We start from the raw sequence: 22,997 nt of genomic DNA on the forward strand, positions 1-22,997 counted from the left end.
CTGGCTCACCGGACGGCCACCAGGCAGGGGCCCGAACGGCGAGGGGGTCTGCGCGTCGAGGGTGACCAGGTAGGGGCGGCTGCCGTACGGGAACGACAGGTCGAAGGACTGCGCGTCGTAGACCGGGTCGAAGCTGCGCTGCGACAAGAAGGCCAGGTACAGCCCGTCGGCGGTGAACACCGGATCGGTGTCGGAGAACCGGCCGTCGGTCACCTCCACGATCTCGTGATCCGCTCTGCTGCCTTGGCCGCCTGCGGCGGCGGGGCTGCCTTGGCCGCCTGCGGCGGCGGGGCGGGCCATGTACAGGCGGCGCAGCGGCCACGGCCCGGGATGGGACCAGGCCAGCCAGGCCGAGTCGGGCGAGAAGGACAGCCCCTCGACCGGCCCGTTGTCGGACGCGGGCAGCTCGGTCACCTGGCCGGATGCTACGTCGACGGCCAGCAGCCGGCCGTCGTGGAGGGCGGCCGCGACCGTAGCCCCGTCCGGGGAAGCGGCCAGGCTGGTGACCGTGCCGCCAAGACCTTCGGTAAGCCGAACGGAGCGTGGTTCACCGGTCACGGACACGACCTCGAGCGCGTCCGGGGTTTGGGGACCGGCGGCGTCGGTGACCCAGACCACCTGGCCGGTCTCACCGAGCACCCGGGGCAGCCGGGCCCGGGCGTCCGGGTTCACGTGCAGCGCGCGGGCCGGTCCGTCCTTGTGGGTCAGCCAGTGCACCGTGCCGCGCACCTCGACCACGCTGGCCTGCCCGGTCTGGTCGCAGTCCAGGCTGCCCAGGTGATCGCGGGCGGTGACGAGCCGGGGGGCGCGGGCCGCGGACGGGGAGCCGAGGGTGATCTCGACCGGGTGCGGCCCGGCGGCCTCGGGGCCGTCCAGCATCCAGAGGTCGCCCGCGACGTGGTAGACGATGCGGTGCCCGTCGGTGCTGGGGTTCCGGGCGTACCGGCCGTCGTGGTCGGTGTGCCGGGCCAGGTCGGTGCCGTCCAGGGCGCAGGAGTAGATGTTGCCGGTGCCCTCGTGGTCGGACAGGAAGAACAGCCGGCCGGCGATCAGCATCGGGCTGCCGAGCTGGGTGTTCAGGTCGGTCAGGATCCGGGTGAACAAGGGGTCATCGCCGGTGGCGATCCAGAGCTTGCCCGCGGTGCCGCCCCGGTAACGCTTCCAGTGGGCCAGATCGTTGTTGTTCCGGCCGGTCAGCAGCGCGGTCCCGGCGGTTTCGAGGGCGAGGTCGCTGACCGGGCCGAACGGCAACCGCCGGGGCGGCGCGCCGTGCAGCGGGACCGCGTAGGCCCAGGAGTACTGGTTCTCCGGCTGCCCGGCGGCGCTGACGGCCAGGACCTCGCCGGTCTGGGTCCAGCCGGTCACCCGGGTCCGGTTGTCCCCCCAGTAGGTGAGGCGGCCCTGGTCGGCGCCCTCGGGATCGGCGGTGAAGACCTCGGGCTGGCCGTCCCGCCAGCTGGTCCAGGCGACCGCGGTCCCGTCCGGGGAGAACCGCGGGTAGCTGACCTGGGCGGCGTCGGCGGACAGCCGCCAGGCGCGGCCCCCCTCGGCGGGTGCGAGCCATACGTCGTCTTCTGCGACGAAGACGAGAAGCTCACCGTGAACATGCGGATACCGAAGATAACCAGCGGAAGTCACGCAGTTCATCTTATGGTCTGGGTGGTTTACAGCCATCCGCGTTCGGATGCGATGTGGAGCGCCTCGGCGCGGTTGCGGGCACCGGTCTTCTGGATGCAGGCGGACAGGTAGTTCCGCACCGTCCCCTCGGACAGGTACAGCTGGCGGGCGATCTCGGCGATGGTGCCGCCGTCCGCGGAGGCCGCCAGGACGTCCCGCTCGCGCGGGGTGAGCGGGTTGAGCCCGTCGGCCAGGGCGGCGGCGGCCAGGTCCGGGTCGATGACCCGCTCGCCGGCCAGGACCCGGCGGATGGTCTGGGTCAGCTTGTCGGCCGGGGAGTCCTTGACCAGGAACGCGGAGACACCCGACTCCATCGCGCGGCGCAGGAAGCCGGGACGGCCGAACGTGGTCAAGATGACGATCTTGGTGCCGGGGAGGATCTTCTTCAGCTCGGCGGCGGCGGCCAGCCCGTCCAGCCCGGGCATCTCGATGTCCAGCACGGCCACGTCCGGGCGGGTGTCCTGCGCCGCCTTGAGCACCTCGTCGCCGCGGCCGACCTGGGCCACGATCTCCATGTCGCCCTCGAACGAGAGCAGCGCGGCCAGCGCCTCCCGGATCATCACCTGGTCCTCGGCAAGCAGCAGCCGGACCGGGGCCTGGCCGTCTTGAGCCGCGGGGTCAGGCGTCATAGTGGTCCACCGGGACCGTCGCGGTCAGCTTGAAGCCCCGGCCGCGGGTGGGATCGGCCGCGCCGAGGGACAGGCGGCCGCCTTCGGCGGACAGGCGTTCGGACATGCCGTGCAGGCCGGATCCCTTGCCGGCCCGCAGGTCCGTTTGCGGGCTTGTTGGCGGGCTCGTTTGCGGGTTTGCTGGCGGGCTTGCTTGCGGGCTTGTTGGCAGGCTCGTTTGCGGGCTTGTTGGCGGGCTTGCTTGCGGGCTTGTTGGCGGGTGGTTGAGGCCGTGGCCGTCGTCGGAGACCTCGAGGGAGAGCTCTCCGGGGTGTTCGGTCAGGCGGATCCGGCAGTTCTTCGCGCCGGAGTGCCGGATCACGTTGGTTACCGCCTCGCGCAGGCACCAGGCCAGCACGGCCTCGGCTTCGGCGTCGAACGTGCCTGAGCGCAGCGTCAGCCCGGGGTCGTCGTCGAGCCGGATGCCGGTCGCGTCCAGCGCGTTCCGCGCGGTGATGACCTCGATCGCGAGCGTGGGGCGGCGGTAACCGCTGACCGCCTCCCGGATGTCGTGCAGCGTCTGCCGGCTGACCCGGCCGATGTCGCCGAGGTCGCCGAGTACCGTGTCGCGTTCTTGTGTGGCCGGCAGCCTGGACAGCCGCTTGGCGGCCAGCTCCGACTTCAGCGTGATTACCGACAGGGACTGACCGGTCAGGTCGTGCATGTCCCGGGCCAGCCGGAGCCGTTCCTCGTTGGTGGCCAGCTTGGCGACCGTCTCGCGCGCCTGGGCCAGTTCGTGCATGAGCTCCATCTGCTGCCGGAAGCCGATCATGGCCACGCCGATGAGCAGCACGGGCAGCAGCACGACGAGAAAATCCGACGCGTCGTCATGCGCGAGCTCGCCCAGGCCCGCGAGACGGTCGCGAAGCTGGCCGCCAACGAGGAGCGGCTCCGGCTGGCCCGGGACATGCACGACCTGACCGGCCAGTCGCTGTCGGTGATCACGCTCAAGTCGGACCTGGCCGCCAAGCGGCTGAGCAGGCTGCCCGCCTCGGCGGAGCGCGACGCGGCGCTCGGTGACCTCGGCGACATCGGCCTGGTCAGCCGGCAGACGCTGCACGACATCAGGGAGGCGGTCTCCGGCTACCGCCGCCCGACGCTGGCCATCGAGGCGATCACGGCCAGGAACGCGCTGGAGGCGGCCGACATCAGGCTGGACGACGACCCGGAACTGACGCTGCGTTCTGGCACGTTCGACGCCGAAGCCGAGGCGGTGCTGGCCTGGTGCTTGCGCGAGGCGGTGACGAACGTGATCAGGCATTCCGGCGCCAGGAACTGCCGGATCCGCCTGGTCCAGCACCCCGGTGAACTGTCCCTCGAGATCAGTGACGACGGCCACGGACCCAGCGGCCAGGAGCCGGACGCGCCCCAGGGCGCCGGCCTGCACGGCATGTCGGAACGGCTGTCGGCCGAAGGCGGCCGCCTGTCGCTCGGCACGGCCGAACCCGGCCCCGGTAGTCGAGGGGGCCACGGCTTCAAGCTCACCGCCACGGTTCCGGTGGACCACTATGACGCATGAGGCACCGGTCCGGCTGCTGCTGGCCGAGGATCAGGTCATGATCAGGGAGGCGCTGGCCGCCCTGCTGACGTTCGAGGGCGACATGGAGGTCGTGGCCCAGGTCGGCCGGGGCGACGAGGTGGTCAAGGCGGCCCAGGACACCGAGCCGGACGTGGCCGTGCTCGACATCGAGATGCCCGGCCTGGACGGGCTGGCCGCCGCCGCCGAGCTGAAGAAGATCCTTCCCGGCATCAAGATCGTGATCCTGACCACGTTCGGCCGGCCGGGTTTCCTGCGTCGCGCCATGGAGTCCGGGGTCTCCGCGTTCCTGGTCAAGGACTCCCCGGCCGACAAGCTCACGCAGACCATCCGCCGCGTGCTGAACGGCGAGCGGGTCATCGACCCGGACCTGGCCGCCGCCGCGCTGGCCGACGGAATCAACCCCCTGACCGGCCGGGAGCGCGACGTCCTCGCGGCGTCGGCCGACGGCTCGGTCAACTCGGAGATCGCGGCCAAACTCAGCCTGTCCGAGGGCACCGTGCGCAACTACCTGTCCGCCTGTATCCAGAAGACCGGCGCGCGCAACCGGGCCGAGGCAGTCCGCATCGCCCAGGAGAAGGGCTGGCTGTGACCGCGCCCGGTCGCGCCGCGACGGGCTGAATCAGGGCACCGAATCAGATCAGTTTTCTGATGTATCAGTGCTGGTACGGCTCGGCGGACAGCAGCTTGACCGCCATCGTCTTCCCGTTCGGCAGCTCGTACTCGCTGCTCTCGCCGACCTTCCGGCCGTTGATCGCGGAGCCGAGGGGCGACTGCGGCGAATAGACCTCGGTCGCGGCTCCGGCGTCCTCGCGCGACCCGAGCAGGAACTCCAGCGTGTCGGCGTCGTCACCGTCGAAGGCGACCTTGACCACCATGCCGGGCGCGGCCACGCCGGAGACCGTCGGCGCCGTGCCGACCTGGGCGTTCTCCAGCAGATGGCGCAGCTGCAAGATGCGCGCCTCCTGCTTGCCCTGCTCCTCCTTCGCGGCGTGGTATCCGCCGTTCTCCCGCAGGTCGCCCTCCTCGCGGGCGGCCTCGATCTTCTTCGCGATGTCGGTGCGGCCCGGACCCTGGAGGTATTCCAGCTCGGCTTTCAGCCGGTCGTACGCCTCCTGAGTGAGCCAGGTGACGTTGTCGCTGGTCTGGGTCACGGCTGCTCCTCGTAGTTTCAAGCCGGTCGGTCGGGCGCCACCCGTACGTGGTACCCGCGAAACTACGAGGCTACCAAGGGCCGCCGACAATCGACACCGCGTACGCGAAGGACGATCGCGCCCGGTGGAGGCGTCAGGCTGCTGTGCTGTCGGGGTGAGTGCGCCGCTCAGGACGTGATCGTGCAGGAGGAGACCTCGACGGTGTTGGCCTGGGAGGTGGTGGAAAGCGTATAGCTCATCACATTCGTCCCCCGGCCCGCCGGAATCTGCACCGCCACGCTGCCGACCACGCTCCCGCGCGTGTCGAGCGCCTCGAGCGTGCAGCTGGCCGTCTTGTCCGCGGCCTTGTCCACCTCGAAGGTCACCGCGACCGAGTCGGTCTGCGCGGTGAACTTCAGCACCGTGCCCTGGATCGCCGGATGCGACTGCTCCCAGCCGATGTAGCCGGCCACGCCGCCGAGTATCGCGAGCCCGACGACGGCGAGTCCGATCTTCCGGCCGCGCGACATGCCCCGGCGCGTACCGTACCGGTCCTGCGGATTCGTCATGGCGGCCAGGGATGTCCCGTTCGTGCCGGCGGTTCCCGAGCCCGCCGGGGCCGTCAGGAAGGCCGGGCGCGTCGCGAGCGGCGGCTGTGTCCTCTGTGACGCGAACTCCGGCTCGATTGGTTCTGAGATGTCCGAGATGTCAGCCGGTGGCTGTAGCCGATAGGGCTTGATAGGCGGAGTCGATTCTGTGTTGTCCGTCATGTGTTCCTCGGTTGTGCCGGGAGTGATGGAAGACCGTCGCGGTGTGGGTTGTTACCGCTAGAGGTCGAACAACGCAGGTTTGGCCGTTCGACGCGGTCGTCCGCCACTATAGAGGCTGTTGTTGTTTTCGCCATCAGGAGATCGACGCAAAAGCGCTCAAGATGAGGAGAATCGTCCGTGGACCAGCAGCTGCGGCTGATGGCAGTACATGCCCACCCCGACGACGAGTCGTCTAAGGGCGCGGCGACGATGGCCCGGTACGTCGCGGAGGGCGTGTCCGTGCTCGTCGTCACGTGCACCGGGGGCGAGCGCGGCGACGTGCTCAACCCGCGGTTGAAGAACGATCCCGCGGTCGCCGCGAACATCCGGGAGATCCGCAAGGCCGAGATGGAGGCCGCGCGCCAGATCCTCGGCGTCGACCAGGCCTGGCTCGGCTTCATCGACTCCGGCCTGCCCGAGGGAGACCCGCCGCCACCGCTGCCCGACGGCTGTTTCGCGCTCCAGGACGTCACCGTGGCCGCCGAGCCCTTGGTGCGGCTGATGCGCGAGTTCCGGCCCCACGTGGTCACCACGTACGACGAGAACGGCGGTTACCCGCACCCCGACCACGTCCAGTGCCACCGGGTCTCCGTCGAGGCTTTCGACACCGCGGGGGACCCGGACCGCTACCCGGACGCGGGCGAGGCGTGGCAGCCGCTGAAGCTCTACTACAACCAGTCCTTCACCAAGGCGCGCGTCATCGCGATGCACGAGGCGTTGCTGGCCCGTGGCCTCGAGTCGCCGTACGCGGGCTGGATCGAGAACTGGGGCGACCACCCGGAGCGCAAGATCACCACACGGGTGCCCTGCGGCGACTACTTCGAGACCCGCGACCGCGCGCTGCTCGCCCACGCCACCCAGATCGACCCCGACGGCCCCTGGTTCTCCGTGCCGTTGGAGATCCAGCGGGAGGTCTGGCCCACCGAGGACTACGAGCTGGCGCGCTCGCTGGTGGACACCACGCTGCCCGAGGACGACCTGTTCGCGGGCGTGAGCGAGACCGTGGTCGTCTAAATGGCGGCCGTCTAAGCCTTCTGAGTTGACGGAGGAGGTCGTGAGGCCGGCCTCGGCCTCACGACCTCACCGTGTTCAACTGCCCTTCGAGGTTGACGGGGAAAGCTCACGGAGTGAGCTCGCCCGGCAGGTTGGGCAGCAGAAGCACGGAGAGCCGGCTGCTCGGGTTCGCGGCTGCCCAGCCGTTCAGCCGCTGCGCGAGAGGCGTGCTGGAGACGATGACCCGAAGTGGGGCCGGAGAGGCCGCGATCAGCTGCTCGAGGATCTGAAGGCTCGCGGTCTGCTGCGCGGTCCACGGTCTGCTCTCGCCCGCGGTGGCCAGGTTGGGCGCGTTGATCAGGCCGTAGACCGGGTTCGAGATCAGCCCGGCGTCGTGGTTCAGCACCGCGAGGGTGAGCGACAGGTTCACATCGCCCTCGGCGTAGTCGTCCCACAGCACCAGGGTCGGCTTCCCGTCGCCGAGCAGACGCTGCGCGCGCAGCTCGCTCAGGGCGAACTGGGTGACCGGGTAGATGTACTGCCCGCTCATCCACACCCGCGCCCACGAGGTGTGCGAGCCCGGCTTCATCTTGCCGTAGTCGAAGGCCAGCGGACCGTAGGCAACGCTGTCCGTGGCGAGTACCGCGGCCAACAGCGCGCAGCAGCCCACCGTGGCGCCGGCGAGCCCGCGCTCCGGCACCCGGATCTTCGGCACCCGCAGCAGATGCCCGGCGGTGCCCACTCCCACGAGCGCGACCACGACCCAGGCCTGGACCGCCTTCTCGTAGTAATAAGTGGTGCCCCCGATGGTCGAGTGCTGATAAGCCCAGAAGGCCAGCACTCCGCCGCCGCACAGCACCATCCCGGCCAGCGCCGCCACCGCGGACGGCCGCCGCCGCGCCCGCCGCACCGCGAATCCGGCCACCCCCAGCAGCGCGATGACCGCGAGGCTCTCCTTCGTCATCGCGACGGTGAAACCGGCCGTCAGCGCCGCCTGCGCCGAGTGCAGACCGGCCAGCTGCGCCGCGATGATCTCGGCGGCGGCGATCGGGACCGCCACGGCGGCCGTCACCGCGGCGAAGCGCCACCGCGGCAGCCACCGGTCGCGGTAGACGACCGCGGAGACCACCACGAGCATCGCGGCGAACGGTGCGAACAGGTCGTACGTCAGGAACACGCCCACGGTCAGCGCGGCGAGCATCAGGACGTACGTGCGCGGACCGGACGGCGGGCGGAACGCGCACGCGGCGAGCAGGGCGAGCAGCCCCATCCCGAAGACCTGCGGGTCCCAGCCGCACCAGATCGCGGTCGTCAGCACGCCGGTGGTCAGGAACACCGTGATGGCCGCCGTCAGCAGCGCGCGGCGCCATCCGGCGAGCGCGGGCCCGGCCGTCCAGCGCGCCGCCCACGCGACGCAGAGGACGAAGAAGCCGTAGCCGGCGCACGCGTACAGGTTGTAGCGCAGCAGTTCGCTGACCGGGTTGCCGGGGTTCGTGTGCGAGGTGACGAAGATGTCGAACAAGGCGTAGAGGTAGTGCTGCCCGGGCGGATACAGCGCGATCATCCCGGGATCGACCAGCTGCCGCGACTTGCCCTGGAGTAAGAACGTGTATCCACCGACCCGGTGGATCGTGTCGAAGAGGCTGAAGTGCCGCAGCCGGTCGCCGGTCAGCGCGGCGTACGCCAACTGGTGCGTCGACCCACCGAGCCGCGCCGGCCCGTACGCGACGTACGTGCCCGCCGCCGCGGCCGCGAGCAGAATCGCGTCGCTGCCGAGCAGCCGCCGCGGCCACCGCACCCGCCTGCCCGTCCACGCCCGAAGCGCGATGAGCACCGTCAGTGCCACGCCACCGACCGCGCGCGGGTCGAGGCCGAACGGCCACAGCGAGAACAGAATGCCGGCCGCGATCGCGGCCCCGGCCAGCATACCGACGGTGATCATGAGCCGGTCGAGCACCGTGCCGCCGATCCGGAGCAGACCGCCGGTGGCGTAGACGATCACCAGCAGGACGACGATGTCGGCGCGGAGCGCGTTCGCGGCGACGACCAGGATCCAGGCCGCCACGGTGAGGATCGCGAGCTTACGGAGATCGCGGCGCGGTGCAGTTATCGAGGCTGTCCCGGTCTCGACGACGGTGCGCTGACGAGGCACCGCGCTGAGGGTCCGTGCCCAGCGTGACTGCACCAGCGATCCCATAGGCCATCGCACCTCGTGTTGATCAAGTGCCCAACCCCCTCGGTCGGCTGCGACAGTCTAAGCGTCCGGGCGGCTACTCTCTACGCGTGCGTAAACCCCGAATCGGCGCTGTCTGGCGCGGCACGACACCGCGTCTGGTCGGCGGGATGGTCATCGTCGGGGCGTCGGGCTATGCCTTCCTGGCGGTCTCGGCGCGGACGCTGCACGCCTCGTCCGACGCGGCTGCGGTCGCCTCGCTGTATTTCCTGGTGAACACGGTCAGCCTGGGCTTGTTCATCGGGCTCGAGCAGGAGACCAACCGGGCCGTGAGCGCCGCCCTGGCCGGTGACGAGGGCGCGAGCGGCGTGCGCACGGTTCTACGCCGTTCGTTGCGTCAGGGCGCCGTCCTGCTAGGTATCGCGGTGCTGTTCCTGGGGGCTTTCGCCCTGCCGCTGGAGTCCCGCACCCTCCGCGGCCACTGGGAGCTTCTGGCCGCCACCGTGGTCGGCGCGCTTTCCGCATATGCCGTGTACGTCGTCAGAGGTCTACTCGGTGGCACTCGGCAATTCGGCGGTTACGCGCTGACACTCGCCGTCGAGGGATGCGCGCGCCTCGTCCCGACGATCGCGATCGCCGCGGCGGGATATTCGTCACCCGGCGCCTATGGCTTCATCTTCGCGCTTGGCCAGCTGTTCGCCGCAGCCGCCGGCGTGGCCGTGCTGCTGAAGCGCGGACTCGTACCGGCACTCGACCCCGCCGCCTCCACCGCACCGCAGTCCGCTCGGCCCGAACCCGGAGCGCGCAGCTCCGAAGGCCTGGCGATGCTGGTCGTCGCGGGTCTGCTCACGCAAACCGTCGCGAACTTGGCGCCGCTCGCAGTCAGCTCGCGGCTGCCCGCCGATCCCGCACTCGCCACGGCGTTCGCCCAAGCCTGTGTACTCGTGCGGATCCCCCTGCTGCTCGGCGGCCCGATCCAGGCGATGCTGCTGCCGGTGTTCTCGGCCGCCGCGGTGCGCCGGGATCTCGGGGCCATCCGGCGACGCTTGGCCGTGATGGGCGCGGCGGTCGGCGGGCTCGGCCTGGCGGGCGTGGCGGCGAGCGCGCTCGCCGGACCGTGGGTCCTGCGCGCGTTCTTCGCGGTGCACATCGGCTTTTCCGGCACCCGGCTCGCCGCACTGGCCGTGGGCAGCCTGCTCCTGCTGCTCGCCAACGTCGTCCAGCCGGCGCTCATCGGTCTCGGCCGGCACCGTTGGGTGACCGCGGCCTGGGTCTCGGGAACCGCTGTCACCGGTACGCTGCTGGCCATGCCCATCGCCCCGGTCACCGCGGGCATCTGGGCATCGCTCGGCGGGGGCATTTCCGTGCTCAGCGTCATGGCGGTAGGGTTACGCCCGCTCGCTCGGCGCGGGGCAACCGAATCGGGGTCGGAGCGCGTCAGCCAGGCGGAGTCTGAAGGCCTCATGAAGCTGCCGGCCCAGTAGATGATGATCTCCACACATGAAGAATGATCGGGTGACTCCGCGGTGCGCCGTTGTCCGCGCCGGGAGTCGAAGGGCGGCCACCAGGGGTCGCCGCGGGAGGGGTTCGTCGTGGCCGGGCTAGAGACGGCTCAGCGAGCGGAACGGCCCGACGGCATGTCGGACCGCACCCCGCCGCCGCGCGTTGCTTCCTTCGCGAGCCGCCGCCTGATCCGGCCGGCCGGCCTCGTCGTCGCCGCGTGGGTGATCGCCGTGGGTGCGACCGTCGTGCACGCCGCGCTGCTGATCCCCGTGCTGCTCGTGGTCGGCACCGCCTCGTTGCTGCGGACCGGCGGCGGACTCGTCGACCGCCTCGTGATCGCCGCCGCGACCGTGGCCGGCGCACTCATCGTGGCCGGCCTGCTGTTCTCGGTGTGGCCGTGGGGCCTGTCGCCGGCGGCGGTCGGCGGCTTCTCGCTCTCGGTACTCGCCATCGCCGGGGAATTCAGCGGACGCCGCCCGCGCCTCACGTTCCGCCTCTACGGGACCGACGCGGTGCTCGTCGCGTTCGCCGCCGCGTCGTACCGGATCATGCACGCTCCGGTGGCCGGCGCGAACTTCATCAAGACCCTGCCGTACACCTCGGCGCGCGCGGACCTGTTCAACCACTTCTCGCTGTTCGACGCGATCCACCGCCTCGGCCAGTACGGCTTCATCAACGAGAACGCCTCGGGCAAGATCGCGGCCGACGGCATGAACTTCGTGTACCCGGAGGGGTCGCACTACCTCTGGGCACTCGTCGACATCTTCCTGCGGTCCACGACCAATCCCGGCCCCGCCGTCGGCGAGTACATGCGGTACTACCGCTACGAGACGCTCGACATGGCCATCCTGACCTTCGCCCTGGCGTGGGCGGCGCGCTGGGTCGCCGGTCCCACGGCGGGCTGGCGGCGGCTCGCGGTGGTGGCGACGGTCGCCGGCCTGGTCGCGTACGGCCAGCTCTCGGCGCTGTTCTGGCAGGGCTTCGACGGCGAGATGATGGGCCTCGCGGCGCTCGCGGTCGCGGCCGCCGTGCTGGCCCGGCCGCCGAAGTCGCTGCGGGAGCACGTTTTCCTCGCCTCGATACTGATCGTGCTCGTCGCCTGGTGCTACACGCTGTACGTGATCCACGTCGGCCTGATCGTCTTGGCAGCGGTGGTCATCTATCGCAAGCGCCTGCTGCCACACTGGCGCGCGCTGGTGCCGATCGCGTTCGTCGTCGGCGTGCTTTCGGTGACGCCCTACGTGATCGCGTCGACCGGCTCGGTGTCGGTCAACCAGCTCTTCACCGCCGGCGGCCTCTCGGTGAAGATCTCCTACGATCTCGCGCTCGCCTTCACCGGCTTGCTGTTCCTCGCCACCTGGTCCGCGCCGGGCCGCCGGCGCCCGATCACGCTCGTGGTCGGCGGGGGGACTCTCGCGATCGGCGCGGCTGTCTCGCTGCTCGCGGCCTACCGGCTCGCCACGATCGGCGACGTGGGCTACTACGTGGGCAAGATGCTCGACGGCTACTGGGCGCTGCTGCTCGTCGGGTTCGGCGTGTGCGTGCGCCTCGTCGCGGTCGGGCCGAAGTGGAGCCCGTCGTGGCGGCGCCGGACCCTCACGAGCGCTCCGTATGCGCTGGCGGTGGCGGCGATCGCGATCGCGGTGGGCGCGGTGCTGCCCTACACGAAGCCCAACGGCGACGCCGTGAACGGCCCGACGCCCGGCACGAGCTGGGCCGCGATCTGGAAGGCCGGCTACATCCTCTCGCCCTACGCGCCGCCGCTCGACGTCTACTCCCGCACCTACAAGTTCGGCGACGGCGTTCCGACGGTCCTGCTGTACTCGGACGTCGGCGAGGACAACCGGCACATGGGTATGTTCCTCGGCGCGCTCAACCACGACATGGGCGAACTCAACGTCGACCAGTTCTGGCGGTTCCCGGGGCTCGGCACGTTCAGACCGGCCGGCCCGAACGGCCAGCTCAGCCAGGCGCAGCGGGACGAGTTCACCAACCTCATCAATTACCTCGACATGATGCCCGACGGGACGCGTGTCGTCGTGCGCAACCAGGCGGTATACGAGGAGCTTGTCGCCTACACCGACGTGGCGGCGCGGCAGTGGACCCCAGTGCAGATGGACGGGCTGGTGCCCCCGTCGTGACCGAAGGATGGACCGTGGAAGCAAACGAGTCGGTCTGGCTCGTCGTCCCCCTCTACAACGAGGAACCCGTCATCGGCGACGTAGTGCGCCAGGCCCGGCAGGTGTTCCCGAACATCGTGTGCGTGGACGACGGCAGCCGCGACGACTCCGGGCGCGAGGCCCTGCTGGCCGGCGCGCACGTGGTGACGCACCCGGTGAACCTCGGGCAGGGCGCCGCGCTGCAGACCGGCCTCACCTTCGCCCTGCGCCAGCCGGGCGCGGAGTACTTCGTCACCTTCGACGCCGACGGGCAGCACCGGGTCGAGGACGCGCAGCGCCTGGTCGAGGCGGTCCGCACGGGCGGCGCGGACGTGGCGCTCGGCTCGAGGTTCCTCGAGGGCTCCGAGGACGTGCCCTGGATCAAGCGCCTCGTGCTCAAGACCGTCGTGCTGCTCAGCCCGACCGCCCGCCGGCTCAGGCTGACCGACGCGCACAACGGTCTGCGCGCGTTCAACCGCACCGCCGCGACGCGCCTGCGGATCACCATGAACGGGATGGCGCACGCTTCGGAGATCGTCAGCTTCCTGTCCCGCTCCGGGCTGCGGGTGACGGAGCTGCCGGTGACCGTGCTCTACACCGACTACTCCAAGTCCAAGGGCCAGTCGCTCGTCAACGGCGTGAACATCGTCTTCGACCTCTCGGTGCGGCAGCGGAGCGCTTCATGATCATCCAGGTCATCCTCATCGGCGCGCTCATCCTGCTGTTCGCGGTCTTCGTGGGCCGCGCCCACACGGTCCGCGGACAGGCGGCCAAGCGGGTCGGCTTCGTCCTGTTCGTGCTCGGCAACGCCTACGCGATCCTCCGGCCGAACGACGTGACCTGGGTCGCCAAGCACGTCGGCGTCGGCCGCGGCGCGGACCTCGTGCTCTACCTGCTGGTGATCGCGTTCGCCTTCTTCACGGTGAACACCTACCTGCGGTTCCGCGCGCTCGAGCGGCGCTTCACCGACCTCGCCCGCACCATCGCCATCCAGGGCGCGGCCGAGCCGCCGATCGACACCCGCCTGGCGACCGTGCCCGAAAGCCGCGACGGCGGCGACACCCCGGCCGGCCCGGCTTCGATGAACACCGCCTCGATGAACAGCGCCTCGACCTCGGCCTCAGCGATCGGAAGTTCCACGTGACGACTCTGGACATCATGCTGCCGTTCTACGGCGACCCCGCGCTCATGCGGCTCACCGTGGAGAGCATCCTGGCCCAGAGCAGCCCGGAGTGGCGGCTCACCGTCGTCGACGACGGATATCCGGACGACTCGATCCCCGGCTACTTCGCGGGCCTCGGCGATTCCCGGGTGCGCTACGAGCGCAACGAGAAGAACCTGGGCGCCAACGGCAACTACCGCAAGTGCGTCGGCCTCGCCGACCGCGAACTGGTCGTGGTCATGGGCGCGGACGACATCATGCTGCCCAACTACGTCGAGACCGTCCTCGACGTGCACCGGCAGTTCCCCCGCGCGGCGGTGATCCAGCCCGGCGTCCAGGTCATCGACGAGCACGGCACCGTGGTCAAGACGCTCGTCGACACCGCCAAGCAGCGCCTCTACATGCCGAAGGTCACCGGCCGCCAGGAGTTCACCGGCGAGCCGATCGCGGCCAGCCTGCTGCGCAGCAACTGGCTGTACTTCCCGTCGCTCTGCTTCCGCCGCGACGCGATGGTCGAGGTCGGCTTCCGCGACGGACTCAACGTCGTGCAGGACCTGGCGCTGGTGATCGACCTGATCTGCCGGGGCGAAAGCCTCGTCGTCGACTCGCAGCTGTGCTTCTCCTACCGGCGTCACTCGGCGAGCGACTCGTCGTGGCGGGCGCTGGAAGGCACCCGCTTCATCGAGGAGCGCGACTACTTCCTGGGCGCCGCCGCGCAGGTGCGCGGGCTGGGCTGGAACCGCGCCGCGCGCGCCGCCGAACTGCACCTGTCCTCGCGGCTCAACGCCGCGACCTACCTGCCGGCCGCGCTGCGCAAGCGCCAGATGAGCGGCGTGCGCAACCTGTCGCGCCACGCCTTCGGCCCGGCCCGCCCCTCGTCGCCCGCTGACCACTGACCGCTGACCGCGCCCTCACCAAGAACGGCCAGAACTGCACATGACCACCACCGAGTACGACCTCATCGTCGTGGGCTCCGGCTTCTACGGCCTCACCGTCGCCGAGCAGGTCGCGAGCCGGCTCGGCAAGCGCGTGCTGGTGCTCGACCGGCGCCCGCACATCGGGGGCAACGCCTACTCAGAGCCCGAGCCGACCACCGGCATCGAAGTGCACAGATACGGCGCCCACCTGTTCCACACCTCGAACCGGCGGGTCTGGGACTACGTGCGCCAGTTCACCGAGTTCACCTCGTACCGGCACACCGTCTGGAGCGTGTTCCAGGGCCGGGTGTACCCGCTGCCGGTGAACCTCGGCACCATCTGCAGCTACTTCGGGCGGTACCTCACCCCGGACGAGGCGCGCGAGCTGATAGCCGCCGAGGCCAAGGAGATCGACGCGGACCAGGCGGCCAACCTCGAGGAGAAGGCGATCTCGCTGATCGGGCGGTCGCTCTACGAGGCCTTCATCCGCGGCTACACCAAGAAGCAGTGGCAGACCGACCCGCGCGACCTGCCGGCGGACGTGATCACCCGGCTGCCGGTGCGCTACACCTTCGACAACCGCTACTTCAACGACACCTTCGAAGGCCTGCCGGTCGACGGATACACCGCCTGGCTTGAGCGGATGGCCGAGCACGAGCTGATCGACGTGCGGCTGAACACCGACTTCTTCGACGTGCGCGAGACGCTGCCGCGCGGCGTCCCGATCGTCTACACCGGTCCGATCGACCGGTACTTCGACTACGCCGAGGGTGAGCTCGGCTGGCGCACGCTCGACTTCGAGCAGGAGGTTCTGGAGGTCGGCGACTTCCAGGGCACCTCCGTGATGAACTACGCCGACGAGGACGTCCCCTACACCCGCATCCACGAGTTCCGGCACTTCCACCCGGAACGCGACTACGTGAAGGACCGCACGGTCGTCGTGCGCGAATACTCCCGCTTCGCGCAGCGCGGGGACGAGCCGTACTACCCGATCAACACGCCCGCCGACCGCGAGAAGCTCGCCGCCTACCGGGAGCGCGCCCGCGACGAGGCCGGGGTGTTGTTCGGCGGCCGGCTCGGCACCTACAAATACCTTGACATGCATATGGCCATCGCGTCTGCGCTCACCCTCGTGGACAACCGCCTCGTGCCGTACTTCGAGCAGGGCGCCGAGCTGAATGCGGGCATGGCGCAGGACTAGCCGCTCGGCGAGAGATGAGAGAGGGCCCTGCCGGGAGAACCGGCAGGGCCCTTCGTCTCCCCGGGCGGTGTCAGGGCCCGGTGTGGATGTCGGTGACGAGGTCGTTCGCGTGGGAGAAGTGGGCGTTCCAGGCCAATTGGCCCGGCGAGCCGTCGTTCTTCGGCATGAACTTGTCCGCGGACGCCGACCCGGCCATGCCGGTGAACAGGATCGCCGCGGCGAACAGGCCGACCGCCCACGCGGCCGCCGGCGCGACGGCCGCCGCTCCCGAACCGCTGACCCCGCTATCAGCCGCCCGCTCGCGGAGCGCGGCGAGCATCGGCCTGGCGCGCTCGGCGGTCAGTTTGATCGCGTACACGGTCAGGATGAGCAGGCAGTAGAGGATCATCTGGCTGGCCCGCGGCCAGTACCGCACGAGATGGTCCCGGTACATCTCTGAGGCGAGGTGGAACCGGATCAGCCACGCACCGCCGATGAAGGACGCGGCGACCATCACCGGGGTGCGCTTGAGCCCCAGCGCGAGCGCGACACCGAGCCCGATGATGATGATCGCGGTGAAGACCCCGACGCCGCCGAGCTCGCCGGGCGGCGGCCAGACTCCGTTGACGAGCTTCTGGCCGGGCATGTCGGTGATCCAGATGGAGATATACGCCGGGTCCTGCGAGGTGCCGAAGAAGAAGTACGGGTCCGGTGGATCGTGCAGCAGACCCATCAGCAGGTCGTAGGCCGGGATCAGGAAGCCGACCGCGGTCGCGCCGACGAACGCGGCACCCTTGCGCCACGCGCGCCACGGGAACTTGAGCGCGCCGCACACCGCGATGCCGATCGCGGCCCAGTAGTACCAGCCGGAGAACAGGATGAAGATCTCGCCGAAGACCAGGCCCCACAGCAGTCCTGCCACGAGCACCGTGCGATACGACCGGTCGGCGGTCGTCGGCAGGTAGCGCAGCACCCGGATGACCAGCGGCACGAAGATGGCCAGCACCAGCGGCTCGTAGCTCTTGTACGGCTCGACCAGCACCGCCGTGGCCACCAGCGCGATCGCCATCGCCCAGGCGGGCCGGGTCACCAGCCGCCAGGCGAGGTAGGCGGCCGGCCCGAGCAGCGCGGTGGTCACGATCTCGGAGTACTTGTACGCCGTGAAGACGTTGCCGTGCGTCAGGAAGGTGACGAACCAGACGAGGCGGGGATAGAGCGGCGGGTAGCCCGCGTGGGTCGACTGGCCGTTCTTGAGCATCAGGACCCAGCGCTCCATGTCGCCCGCGTCGCCGCTGACCCCGTTGAGCGGCAGCGGCACGCCGCGCAGGGCGAGCAGGACCCCCGCGCCGACGAAGCCCGACAGCAGGCCGGGCAGCGTCGCGAAGGCGAGCGGCCGGACCCGGTCGGACAGGTGGGCGAACCGCGGCAGCCGCACCAGCAGCAGCGCCGTCACGGCGATCAGCGCGACCGCATAGAACCGGACCTGAAGCGCGGCCAGCCCGCTGACCTGGCTGATCCGGTTGAGCGGCGCGAAGTGGTGGATCGTGACCGTGGACAGCAGCATCCAGGCCGCCGCGGCGAGCGAGACGCCCACCTCCAGCGCGGGCGGGCCGAAGCGGCGCAGCCACTGGCGGCGATCACCCGGCGGCGTCGTCCCGTTCTGCGGCTCGGGCGCCGGAGCCTGTCGCTGCGCCGGGAGTTCGGTTGTTTCCATCAGTGCCCATCTGAACGTGTGGGAGACCCGATATCTCGAGGACGGCCAAGCCGTCGAGCCGTGACTACAGCCAGACGCGTACGTATCGCGCGCTGGTTGCGGCAGCCGCGGCGGGCCTCCGGCCATGTTGCGGAATCGTAATAACTGGCTGTACGCACCCTAGTGCGGTCACGCCGCCGGGGCTCCGGCTGGTAAGGTCCGATGCTCGGCGGCTCACGAGATTATCAGCCGCCCTTGCTGATGACGTCCGCCAGGCGTGCTCTGTAGCGGACGGATTTCCTCGGGCAGGAGATGGAACCGCCGCATGGCCGCTGTAGCCGTCCCAGGACAGATCGCCCGCGAAGCGCCGCAGGCCTCGACGCCGCCGAGCAGCCCGAAGAAGCACGCTCCGCGCCTGCTCGTCCTCGACGGGCTGCGTCTCGTGGCCGCGACGATGGTGGTGGCCGGGCACTGGCTGGGAACGGGCATCATCTACGTGCCCTACGGTCCGACGGTCAAGCCCTGGGGGAAGCTCGGCGAGCAGCAGTTCCCGGGTCTCACGCACAGCTTCGCCGCCTGGGGCTGGATGGGCGTCGAGCTGTTCTTCCTGATCAGCGGCTTCGTCATCTGCATGAGCGCGTGGGGCAGGTCGCTCGGGCAGTTCGGCCTGTCGCGGGTGGCCCGGCTGTTCCCGGCCTACTGGTTCGGTGTCCTGGTCAGCGCCGGGGTGCTGGTCTTCCTGCCGTCCCTCGGCGCCAAGCCGCGCTCCGGGTTCGCCAGCGACCTGATGACGAACCTGACCATGGCCCAGACCGCGTACGGGGTCGGCAATTTGGACGCCGTCTACTGGACGCTCTGGCAGGAACTGCTCTTCTACCTGCTGTTCGGCATCGTGGTCGCCATGGGGCTGACCTACCGCCGCGTCGTGCTGTTCTGCTGCGCGTGGACGGTGGCGTCGCTGATCGCGGCGGCGAGCGGCGACTCGCTGCTGAACGCCGCGGTCCAGCCGCACTACTCGCCGTTCTTCATCTCGGGTGTGGCGTTCTTCCTCATGTACAAGTTCGGCCCCACGATGCTGCTGTGGGGGCTGGTCGTCTTCTCCTTCCTGCTCGGCCAGCACGGCCTGTACAACGACGCGGTGACCGGCGCCAAGGCCTGGAACTGGCACGACCCGATGTGGCACGGCACCGCGATCCTGATCACCTTCTACGTGATCATGTCGCTGGTCGCGACGCACAAGCTGGACTGGATCCGGTGGCGCTTCCTCATCACCGCCGGGGCGCTGACGTACCCGCTTTACCTGCTGCACCAGGACATCGGGTTCACGGCGATCAAGTACCTGCACGACAAGATCGCGCCCTGGCCGCTCGTCCTCGGCCTCTACGCGGCGATGCTGGTGTTCTCCTGGCTGGTCCACCGTCTCGTCGAGAAGCCGGGCAGTCGCTGGCTGCGTAAGGGCATCAACAAGTCGCTGGCCGCGATGCACGAGGCCCCAGCCGCGAACGCCTAGCCGGCACTGAGGAACGCGGCAAGGCTGTCCTGCCACGCGGGAAGCGGGGGCAGCCCGGCGGCCTCCCACCGGTCGTGCCTGAGAACGCTGTACGCGGGGCGTGGGGCGGGGCGGGGGAACTTGTCCGTGGTCGTCGGCCGCACCCGGTCGGGGTCCAGCCCGGTCAGCTCGAACGCCGCGCGGGCCAGGCCGTACCAGGTGGTCTCGCCGCGGCAGGTCGCGTGGTAGACGCCAGGGGGTGCGCCCTCGGCCATCGCCGATAGGCCGAGGGCGAGCAGGGCCGCCGCGAGCGCACCCGCCGAGGTTGGCTGGCCCCGCTGGTCGTCCACGACGTCGAGGAAATCCCGCTGCTCGGCGGCGCGCAGGATGGTCGTGACGAAGTTCCGGCCGTGCTCGCCGTAGAGCCAGGCGGTGCGCACGATGTAGCCGCCGCGCGGCAGCATGCGGGTGACCGCGCTTTCGCCGGCGAGTTTGCTGCGGCCGTACGCGTTGATCGGCTCCGGCGGCGCATCTTCGGGGATCGGCGCGCGCGCCGTGCCGGGGAAGACGTAGTCGGTGGAGATGTGGAGAAGCAGCGCGTGTGACTCGGCGCAGGCAGTGGCGAGGTTCTCGACTGCGGTGCCGTTCAGCGCGGTCGCGTCGGCCTCGTTTTTCTCCGCGCCGTCGACGTCGGTCCACGCCGCGGCATTGACCACGATGTCGCAGCCGCGCACAGCGTCATGCACCGCGCGCGCGTCGGTCACGTCCAACCGGTTCCGGTCGCAGGCCTCGACCTCGTGTCCGGCCGCGCGCAGGATCTGGTCGGCCTCCCGGCCCAGCATTCCCGCCGCGCCGGTGACGAGCCAGCGGGCCACCTAGAGGGCCGACTTCTTGGCCAGCGGTTCCCACCAGGCGCGGTTGTCCTGATACCAGGCGACCGTCTCCGCCAGCCCTTCGTCGAAGGAGACCTTGGGCGCGTATCCGAGTTCGGTGGAGATCTTCGCGATGTCGAGTGAGTAGCGCCGGTCGTGCCCCTTGCGGTCGGGCACGTTGTCCACGCTGCTCCAGTCAGCGCCGCAGGCTTCCAGCAGCCGCCCGGTCAGCTCCTTGTTCGTCATCTCGGCGCCGCCGCCGATGTTGTAGACCTCTCCGGCCCGGCCGCCGGTGAGCGCCAGGTGGATGCCCGCGCAGTGGTCCGAGACGTGCAGCCAGTCGCGCACATTCCCGCCGTCCCCGTAGAGCGGGACCCGGCCGCCGTCGAGCAGTCGCGTCACGAACAGCGGGATCACCTTCTCGGGGAACTGGTAGTGCCCGTAGTTGTTCGAGCAGCGGGTGATCACCGCGTCGAGTCCGTGCGTGCGGTGGTAGGCCAGGACGAGCAGGTCCGAGCCGGCCTTCGACGCCGAGTACGGCGAGTTCGGCGTCAACGGCCACCGCTCGTCCCACGAGCCGGATTCGATCGAGCCGTAGACCTCATCCGTCGACACATGCAGGAAGCGTCCGACGCCGGCCCGCCGCGTGGCGTCGAGCAGCGTCTGCGTGCCTAGGACGTTGGCCAGGACGAACGGCCGCGCGCCGTCGATCGAGCGGTCGACGTGCGACTCGGCCGCGAAGTGGACGACCGCGTCGTGGCCGGGCAGCACCTCGTGGAGCAGGTCCGCGTCGTTGATGTCGCCGCGCACGAATGAATATCCGCGATGGCGGGCGACTGGTTCCAGGTTGGCGAGGTTTCCCGAATACGAAAGACAGTCGTAGACGGTCACCGTGTGGCCGGGTCCGCCCGGCAGTGTTCCCGCCAGAAGAGATCGGACGTACTCGGAACCAATGAATCCGGCGCCCCCGGTGACCAGGATCTTCACACCTCGAGAGTCTAATGTGCGCCCGTGCGCCGTGGTGCCGGAATGGGGAAGCCGGTGTCGGGGCGGGGAAGCCCGGATAGCCTGTCCCGGTGAGGGGAATTCTGCTGGCGGGTGGGACCGGCTCTCGGCTCTGGCCGATCACCAAAGCCATCTCGAAGCAACTGATGCCGGTGTTCGACAAACCGATGATTTACTATCCGCTGTCCACACTCGTGATGGCGGGAATCCGGGAGATCCTGATCATCACCACGCCGGAGGACCAGCCGGCGTTCCAGCGGCTGCTGGGGGACGGCTCGCAGTTCGGGCTCCGGCTCGACTACACCACGCAGCCCAGCCCGGACGGCCTGGCCCAGGCGTTCCTGCTGGGTGAGGAGTTCATCGGCGACGGTTCGGTGGCGATGATCCTCGGCGACAACATCTTCCACGGCGTCGGCCTCGGGCGGCAGTTGCGCGAGCACACCGGCGTCAAGGGCGGCCTGGTCTTCGCTTACCCGGTCGCGGATCCGGGCGCCTATGGCGTGATCGAGTTCGACGATTCGGGCCGGGCGGTCTCGATCGAGGAGAAGCCCGCCACGCCCAAGTCCCGTTACGCCGTCCCCGGCCTGTACTTCTACGACAACCGCGTCGTCGAGATCGCGAAGTCGCTTAAGCCCAGCGCCCGCGGTGAGCTGGAGATCACCGCGGTCAACGCCGCGTACCTGGAGGCGGGAGAGCTGGCGGTGGAGAAGCTCGACCGCGGTACCGTCTGGCTGGACACCGGCACCTTCGCGTCGATGGTGCAGGCCGCGGAGTATGTACGAGTCATCGAGGAGCGGCAGGGGCTCAAGATAGGCTGCGTCGAGGAGGCCGCCTGGCGCGCCGGGTTCCTCGCCCCGGACCGGCTGCGCGAGCTGGCCGAACCGCTGGTCAAGAGCGGATACGGGACGTATCTGCTCGGCCTGCTGGACGAAGAGGGCGTGTGACCGCCGGTGAAGATGACTCCGCTTTCGATCGGCGGCGCCTGGGTGATCGCCCCGCAGGTGCACGGCGATGCGCGCGGCCAGTTCCTGGAGTGGTACCGCTTCGACCGCCTCGCTGAGGTCGTCGGCCACCCGCTCCGGTTCGCCCAGGCCAACCTGTCGGTGTCCGCGAAGGACGTGGTGCGCGGGATCCACTACGCGGATGTGCCGCCTGGCCAGGCGAAATACGTGACGTGTGTGCGTGGCGCGGTGCTGGACGTGATCGTGGACGTCCGGGTCGGGTCGCCGACGTTCGGGCGATGGGAGTTCGTCCCGCTGGACGACGAGGACCGCCACGCGCTCTACGTGGCCGAAGGGCTGGGGCACGGGTTCGTCGCGCTGACCGAGGATGCGACACTGTCCTACGTCTGCTCACAGACCTACAACCCGGTCGGCGAGCGGGCGATCAACCCGCTCGACCCCACCCTTGGGATCGAGTGGCCGACCGACGCCCCGGTGCTGTCCGACCGGGACGCCGCCGCCCCCTCCCTGGCCGAGGCGCGCGGCGCCGGCCTCCTGCCCGACTACGCCCGTTGCACGGCGTACACGGCCGGGCTCGACGCGGCGCACCTGGCCGCAAGCCCCCCGACGGAAAGCCGCACTCGATGACCCCGGATCTGGTGAGCACCATTCACCCGCTGGCCGCCTCGCTCGACCCGAACCAGGTCTCGCCCGGTCTGCTCGGCTTCATCATCGTGGTGATCATCGGCCTGATCACCTGGTTCCTGGCCCGGTCGATGGCCAAGCATCTGCGCAAGCTGGACGTCGGCCACCGCGCCGCGGAGGAGGCGGCTGAAGCCGCGGCCGCGGAGGAGGCAGGCGAGGGCGGGAAGTCGAAGTCGGACGACGAGGTCGACCAGGTCTCGGATAAGTCGGAGAGGTCTCCCTCAGGCAACCCTGCCACTAACGGCGCGCGCTGAGGCCGTTCCGGAGCGGCCCCGCCCGTCGGCTCTGCGCCGCCGTGCCTGCGGCCATCTGAAGTTTAAGACGACCGGTCGTCATATTGGTCGTGCGGTGAGGCGGGCGTGCGGCGGGGCGGCGGCGTTC

At 70.0% G+C, this 22,997-nt stretch carries 22 protein-coding genes; 13 read left to right on the plus strand and 9 right to left on the minus strand.

Features of this window, described 5'->3' with window-relative positions; translation table 11 throughout:
- The 3 genes from VGZ32_RS12935 to VGZ32_RS12945 form a co-directional block, all read right to left on the minus strand.
- Positions 1 to 1,638, minus strand: a 1,638-nt coding sequence (locus tag VGZ32_RS12935; RefSeq protein WP_326886222.1) for a S41 family peptidase, incomplete at its 3' end; no start/stop codon positions are given.
- Positions 1,639 to 1,664: 26 nt separating this feature from the next.
- Positions 1,665 to 2,306: a response regulator transcription factor gene (locus VGZ32_RS12940; RefSeq protein WP_326886223.1), complete on the minus strand. Its 642-nt coding sequence runs from the start codon at positions 2,304 to 2,306 to the stop codon at positions 1,665 to 1,667.
- Positions 2,296 to 3,150, minus strand: a complete 855-nt coding sequence (locus tag VGZ32_RS12945; RefSeq protein ID WP_326886224.1) for a sensor histidine kinase — start codon at positions 3,148 to 3,150, stop codon at positions 2,296 to 2,298. The genes VGZ32_RS12940 and VGZ32_RS12945 overlap by 11 nt, the downstream gene beginning before the upstream one ends.
- Before the next feature lie 24 nt (positions 3,151 to 3,174).
- On the opposite strand from VGZ32_RS12945, the gene VGZ32_RS12950 reads away from it, so the two are divergent.
- Positions 3,175 to 3,864 (plus strand): sensor histidine kinase, encoded by a 690-nt coding sequence (locus VGZ32_RS12950; protein ID WP_326886225.1) that lies wholly within the window; start codon positions 3,175 to 3,177, stop codon positions 3,862 to 3,864.
- Entirely contained in the window at positions 3,854 to 4,474 is a 621-nt protein-coding gene (locus tag VGZ32_RS12955; protein ID WP_326886226.1) for a response regulator transcription factor, read from the plus strand. The genes VGZ32_RS12950 and VGZ32_RS12955 overlap by 11 nt, the downstream gene beginning before the upstream one ends.
- Before the next feature lie 64 nt (positions 4,475 to 4,538).
- Here the strand turns inward: VGZ32_RS12955 and greA are convergent, their stop codons facing one another.
- Both greA and VGZ32_RS12965 read right to left on the minus strand, forming a co-directional pair.
- Positions 4,539 to 5,036 carry a transcription elongation factor GreA gene (gene greA, locus VGZ32_RS12960; RefSeq protein WP_326886227.1) on the minus strand — a complete coding sequence of 166 codons (498 nt, stop codon included), beginning with the start codon at positions 5,034 to 5,036 and terminating at the stop codon, positions 4,539 to 4,541.
- 167 nt (positions 5,037 to 5,203) lie between these two features.
- Positions 5,204 to 5,584: a DUF4307 domain-containing protein gene (locus VGZ32_RS12965; protein ID WP_326886228.1), complete on the minus strand. Its 381-nt coding sequence runs from the start codon at positions 5,582 to 5,584 to the stop codon at positions 5,204 to 5,206.
- A gap of 378 nt (positions 5,585 to 5,962) precedes the next feature.
- On the opposite strand from VGZ32_RS12965, the gene mca reads away from it, so the two are divergent.
- Entirely contained in the window at positions 5,963 to 6,838 is an 876-nt protein-coding gene (gene mca / locus VGZ32_RS12970) for a mycothiol conjugate amidase Mca (protein ID WP_326886229.1), read from the plus strand.
- A 106-nt stretch (positions 6,839 to 6,944) separates the two neighbouring features.
- Here mca and VGZ32_RS12975 read toward each other — a convergent pair whose 3' ends face one another.
- The gene (locus VGZ32_RS12975) at positions 6,945 to 8,969 is read right to left on the minus strand and encodes a hypothetical protein (RefSeq protein WP_326886231.1); all 2,025 of its coding nucleotides are present in this window, start codon (positions 8,967 to 8,969) and stop codon (positions 6,945 to 6,947) included.
- 131 nt (positions 8,970 to 9,100) lie between these two features.
- Here VGZ32_RS12975 and VGZ32_RS12980 point away from each other — a divergent pair, with 131 nt between their 5' ends.
- From VGZ32_RS12980 to glf, 6 genes are all read left to right on the plus strand, one after another.
- Positions 9,101 to 10,474, plus strand: a complete 1,374-nt coding sequence (locus VGZ32_RS12980; protein ID WP_326886232.1) for a hypothetical protein — start codon at positions 9,101 to 9,103, stop codon at positions 10,472 to 10,474.
- Positions 10,475 to 10,582: 108 nt separating this feature from the next.
- Complete coding sequence (locus tag VGZ32_RS12985) at positions 10,583 to 12,634, plus strand: hypothetical protein (protein ID WP_326886233.1); 2,052 nt, start codon at positions 10,583 to 10,585, stop codon at positions 12,632 to 12,634.
- A 14-nt stretch (positions 12,635 to 12,648) separates the two neighbouring features.
- On the plus strand, positions 12,649 to 13,338 hold the full coding sequence (locus tag VGZ32_RS12990) for a glycosyltransferase family 2 protein (protein WP_326886234.1): 690 nt from the start codon (positions 12,649 to 12,651) through the stop codon (positions 13,336 to 13,338).
- The gene (locus tag VGZ32_RS12995; RefSeq protein ID WP_326886236.1) at positions 13,335 to 13,796 is read left to right on the plus strand and encodes a DUF2304 domain-containing protein; all 462 of its coding nucleotides are present in this window, start codon (positions 13,335 to 13,337) and stop codon (positions 13,794 to 13,796) included. Before VGZ32_RS12990 ends, VGZ32_RS12995 begins: the two co-directional genes overlap by 4 nt.
- 14 nt (positions 13,797 to 13,810) lie before the next feature.
- Positions 13,811 to 14,710 (plus strand): glycosyltransferase family 2 protein, encoded by a 900-nt coding sequence (locus VGZ32_RS13000; protein ID WP_349263587.1) that lies wholly within the window; start codon positions 13,811 to 13,813, stop codon positions 14,708 to 14,710.
- A gap of 40 nt (positions 14,711 to 14,750) precedes the next feature.
- Entirely contained in the window at positions 14,751 to 15,932 is a 1,182-nt protein-coding gene (glf, locus tag VGZ32_RS13005; protein WP_326886238.1) for a UDP-galactopyranose mutase, read from the plus strand.
- A gap of 70 nt (positions 15,933 to 16,002) precedes the next feature.
- Here glf and VGZ32_RS13010 read toward each other — a convergent pair whose 3' ends face one another.
- A complete protein-coding gene (locus tag VGZ32_RS13010) occupies positions 16,003 to 17,625 on the minus strand; it encodes a hypothetical protein (protein WP_326886239.1) in 1,623 nt (540 codons plus the stop codon).
- A gap of 304 nt (positions 17,626 to 17,929) precedes the next feature.
- Between VGZ32_RS13010 and VGZ32_RS13015 the strand changes: the two genes are divergently transcribed.
- Positions 17,930 to 19,114, plus strand: coding sequence for an acyltransferase (locus VGZ32_RS13015; RefSeq protein ID WP_326886240.1), 1,185 nt, complete (start codon positions 17,930 to 17,932; stop codon positions 19,112 to 19,114).
- On the opposite strand, the gene rfbD is transcribed toward VGZ32_RS13015, so the two are convergent.
- Positions 19,111 to 19,968: a dTDP-4-dehydrorhamnose reductase gene (gene rfbD / locus VGZ32_RS13020; RefSeq protein ID WP_326886241.1), complete on the minus strand. Its 858-nt coding sequence runs from the start codon at positions 19,966 to 19,968 to the stop codon at positions 19,111 to 19,113. The genes VGZ32_RS13015 and rfbD overlap by 4 nt on opposite strands.
- Positions 19,969 to 20,952, minus strand: coding sequence for a dTDP-glucose 4,6-dehydratase (gene rfbB, locus VGZ32_RS13025; protein ID WP_326886242.1), 984 nt, complete (start codon positions 20,950 to 20,952; stop codon positions 19,969 to 19,971).
- Positions 20,953 to 21,041: 89 nt separating this feature from the next.
- Between rfbB and rfbA the strand changes: the two genes are divergently transcribed.
- From rfbA to VGZ32_RS13040, 3 genes are read left to right on the plus strand one after another with little or no spacing between them, the layout of a single operon-like run.
- Entirely contained in the window at positions 21,042 to 21,914 is an 873-nt protein-coding gene (gene rfbA / locus VGZ32_RS13030; protein WP_326886243.1) for a glucose-1-phosphate thymidylyltransferase RfbA, read from the plus strand.
- Between the two features lie 6 nt (positions 21,915 to 21,920).
- Positions 21,921 to 22,559 carry a dTDP-4-dehydrorhamnose 3,5-epimerase gene (gene rfbC, locus VGZ32_RS13035; RefSeq protein WP_349263586.1) on the plus strand — a complete coding sequence of 213 codons (639 nt, stop codon included), beginning with the start codon at positions 21,921 to 21,923 and terminating at the stop codon, positions 22,557 to 22,559.
- Positions 22,560 to 22,570: 11 nt separating this feature from the next.
- Entirely contained in the window at positions 22,571 to 22,870 is a 300-nt protein-coding gene (locus tag VGZ32_RS13040) for a hypothetical protein (protein WP_326886244.1), read from the plus strand.
- The last annotated feature ends 127 nt before the right edge of the window (positions 22,871 to 22,997 follow it).

The sequence above is a fragment of the Actinocrinis sp. genome, from assembly GCF_035938995.1.
Classification (GTDB): domain Bacteria; phylum Actinomycetota; class Actinomycetes; order Streptomycetales; family Catenulisporaceae; genus DASZGI01.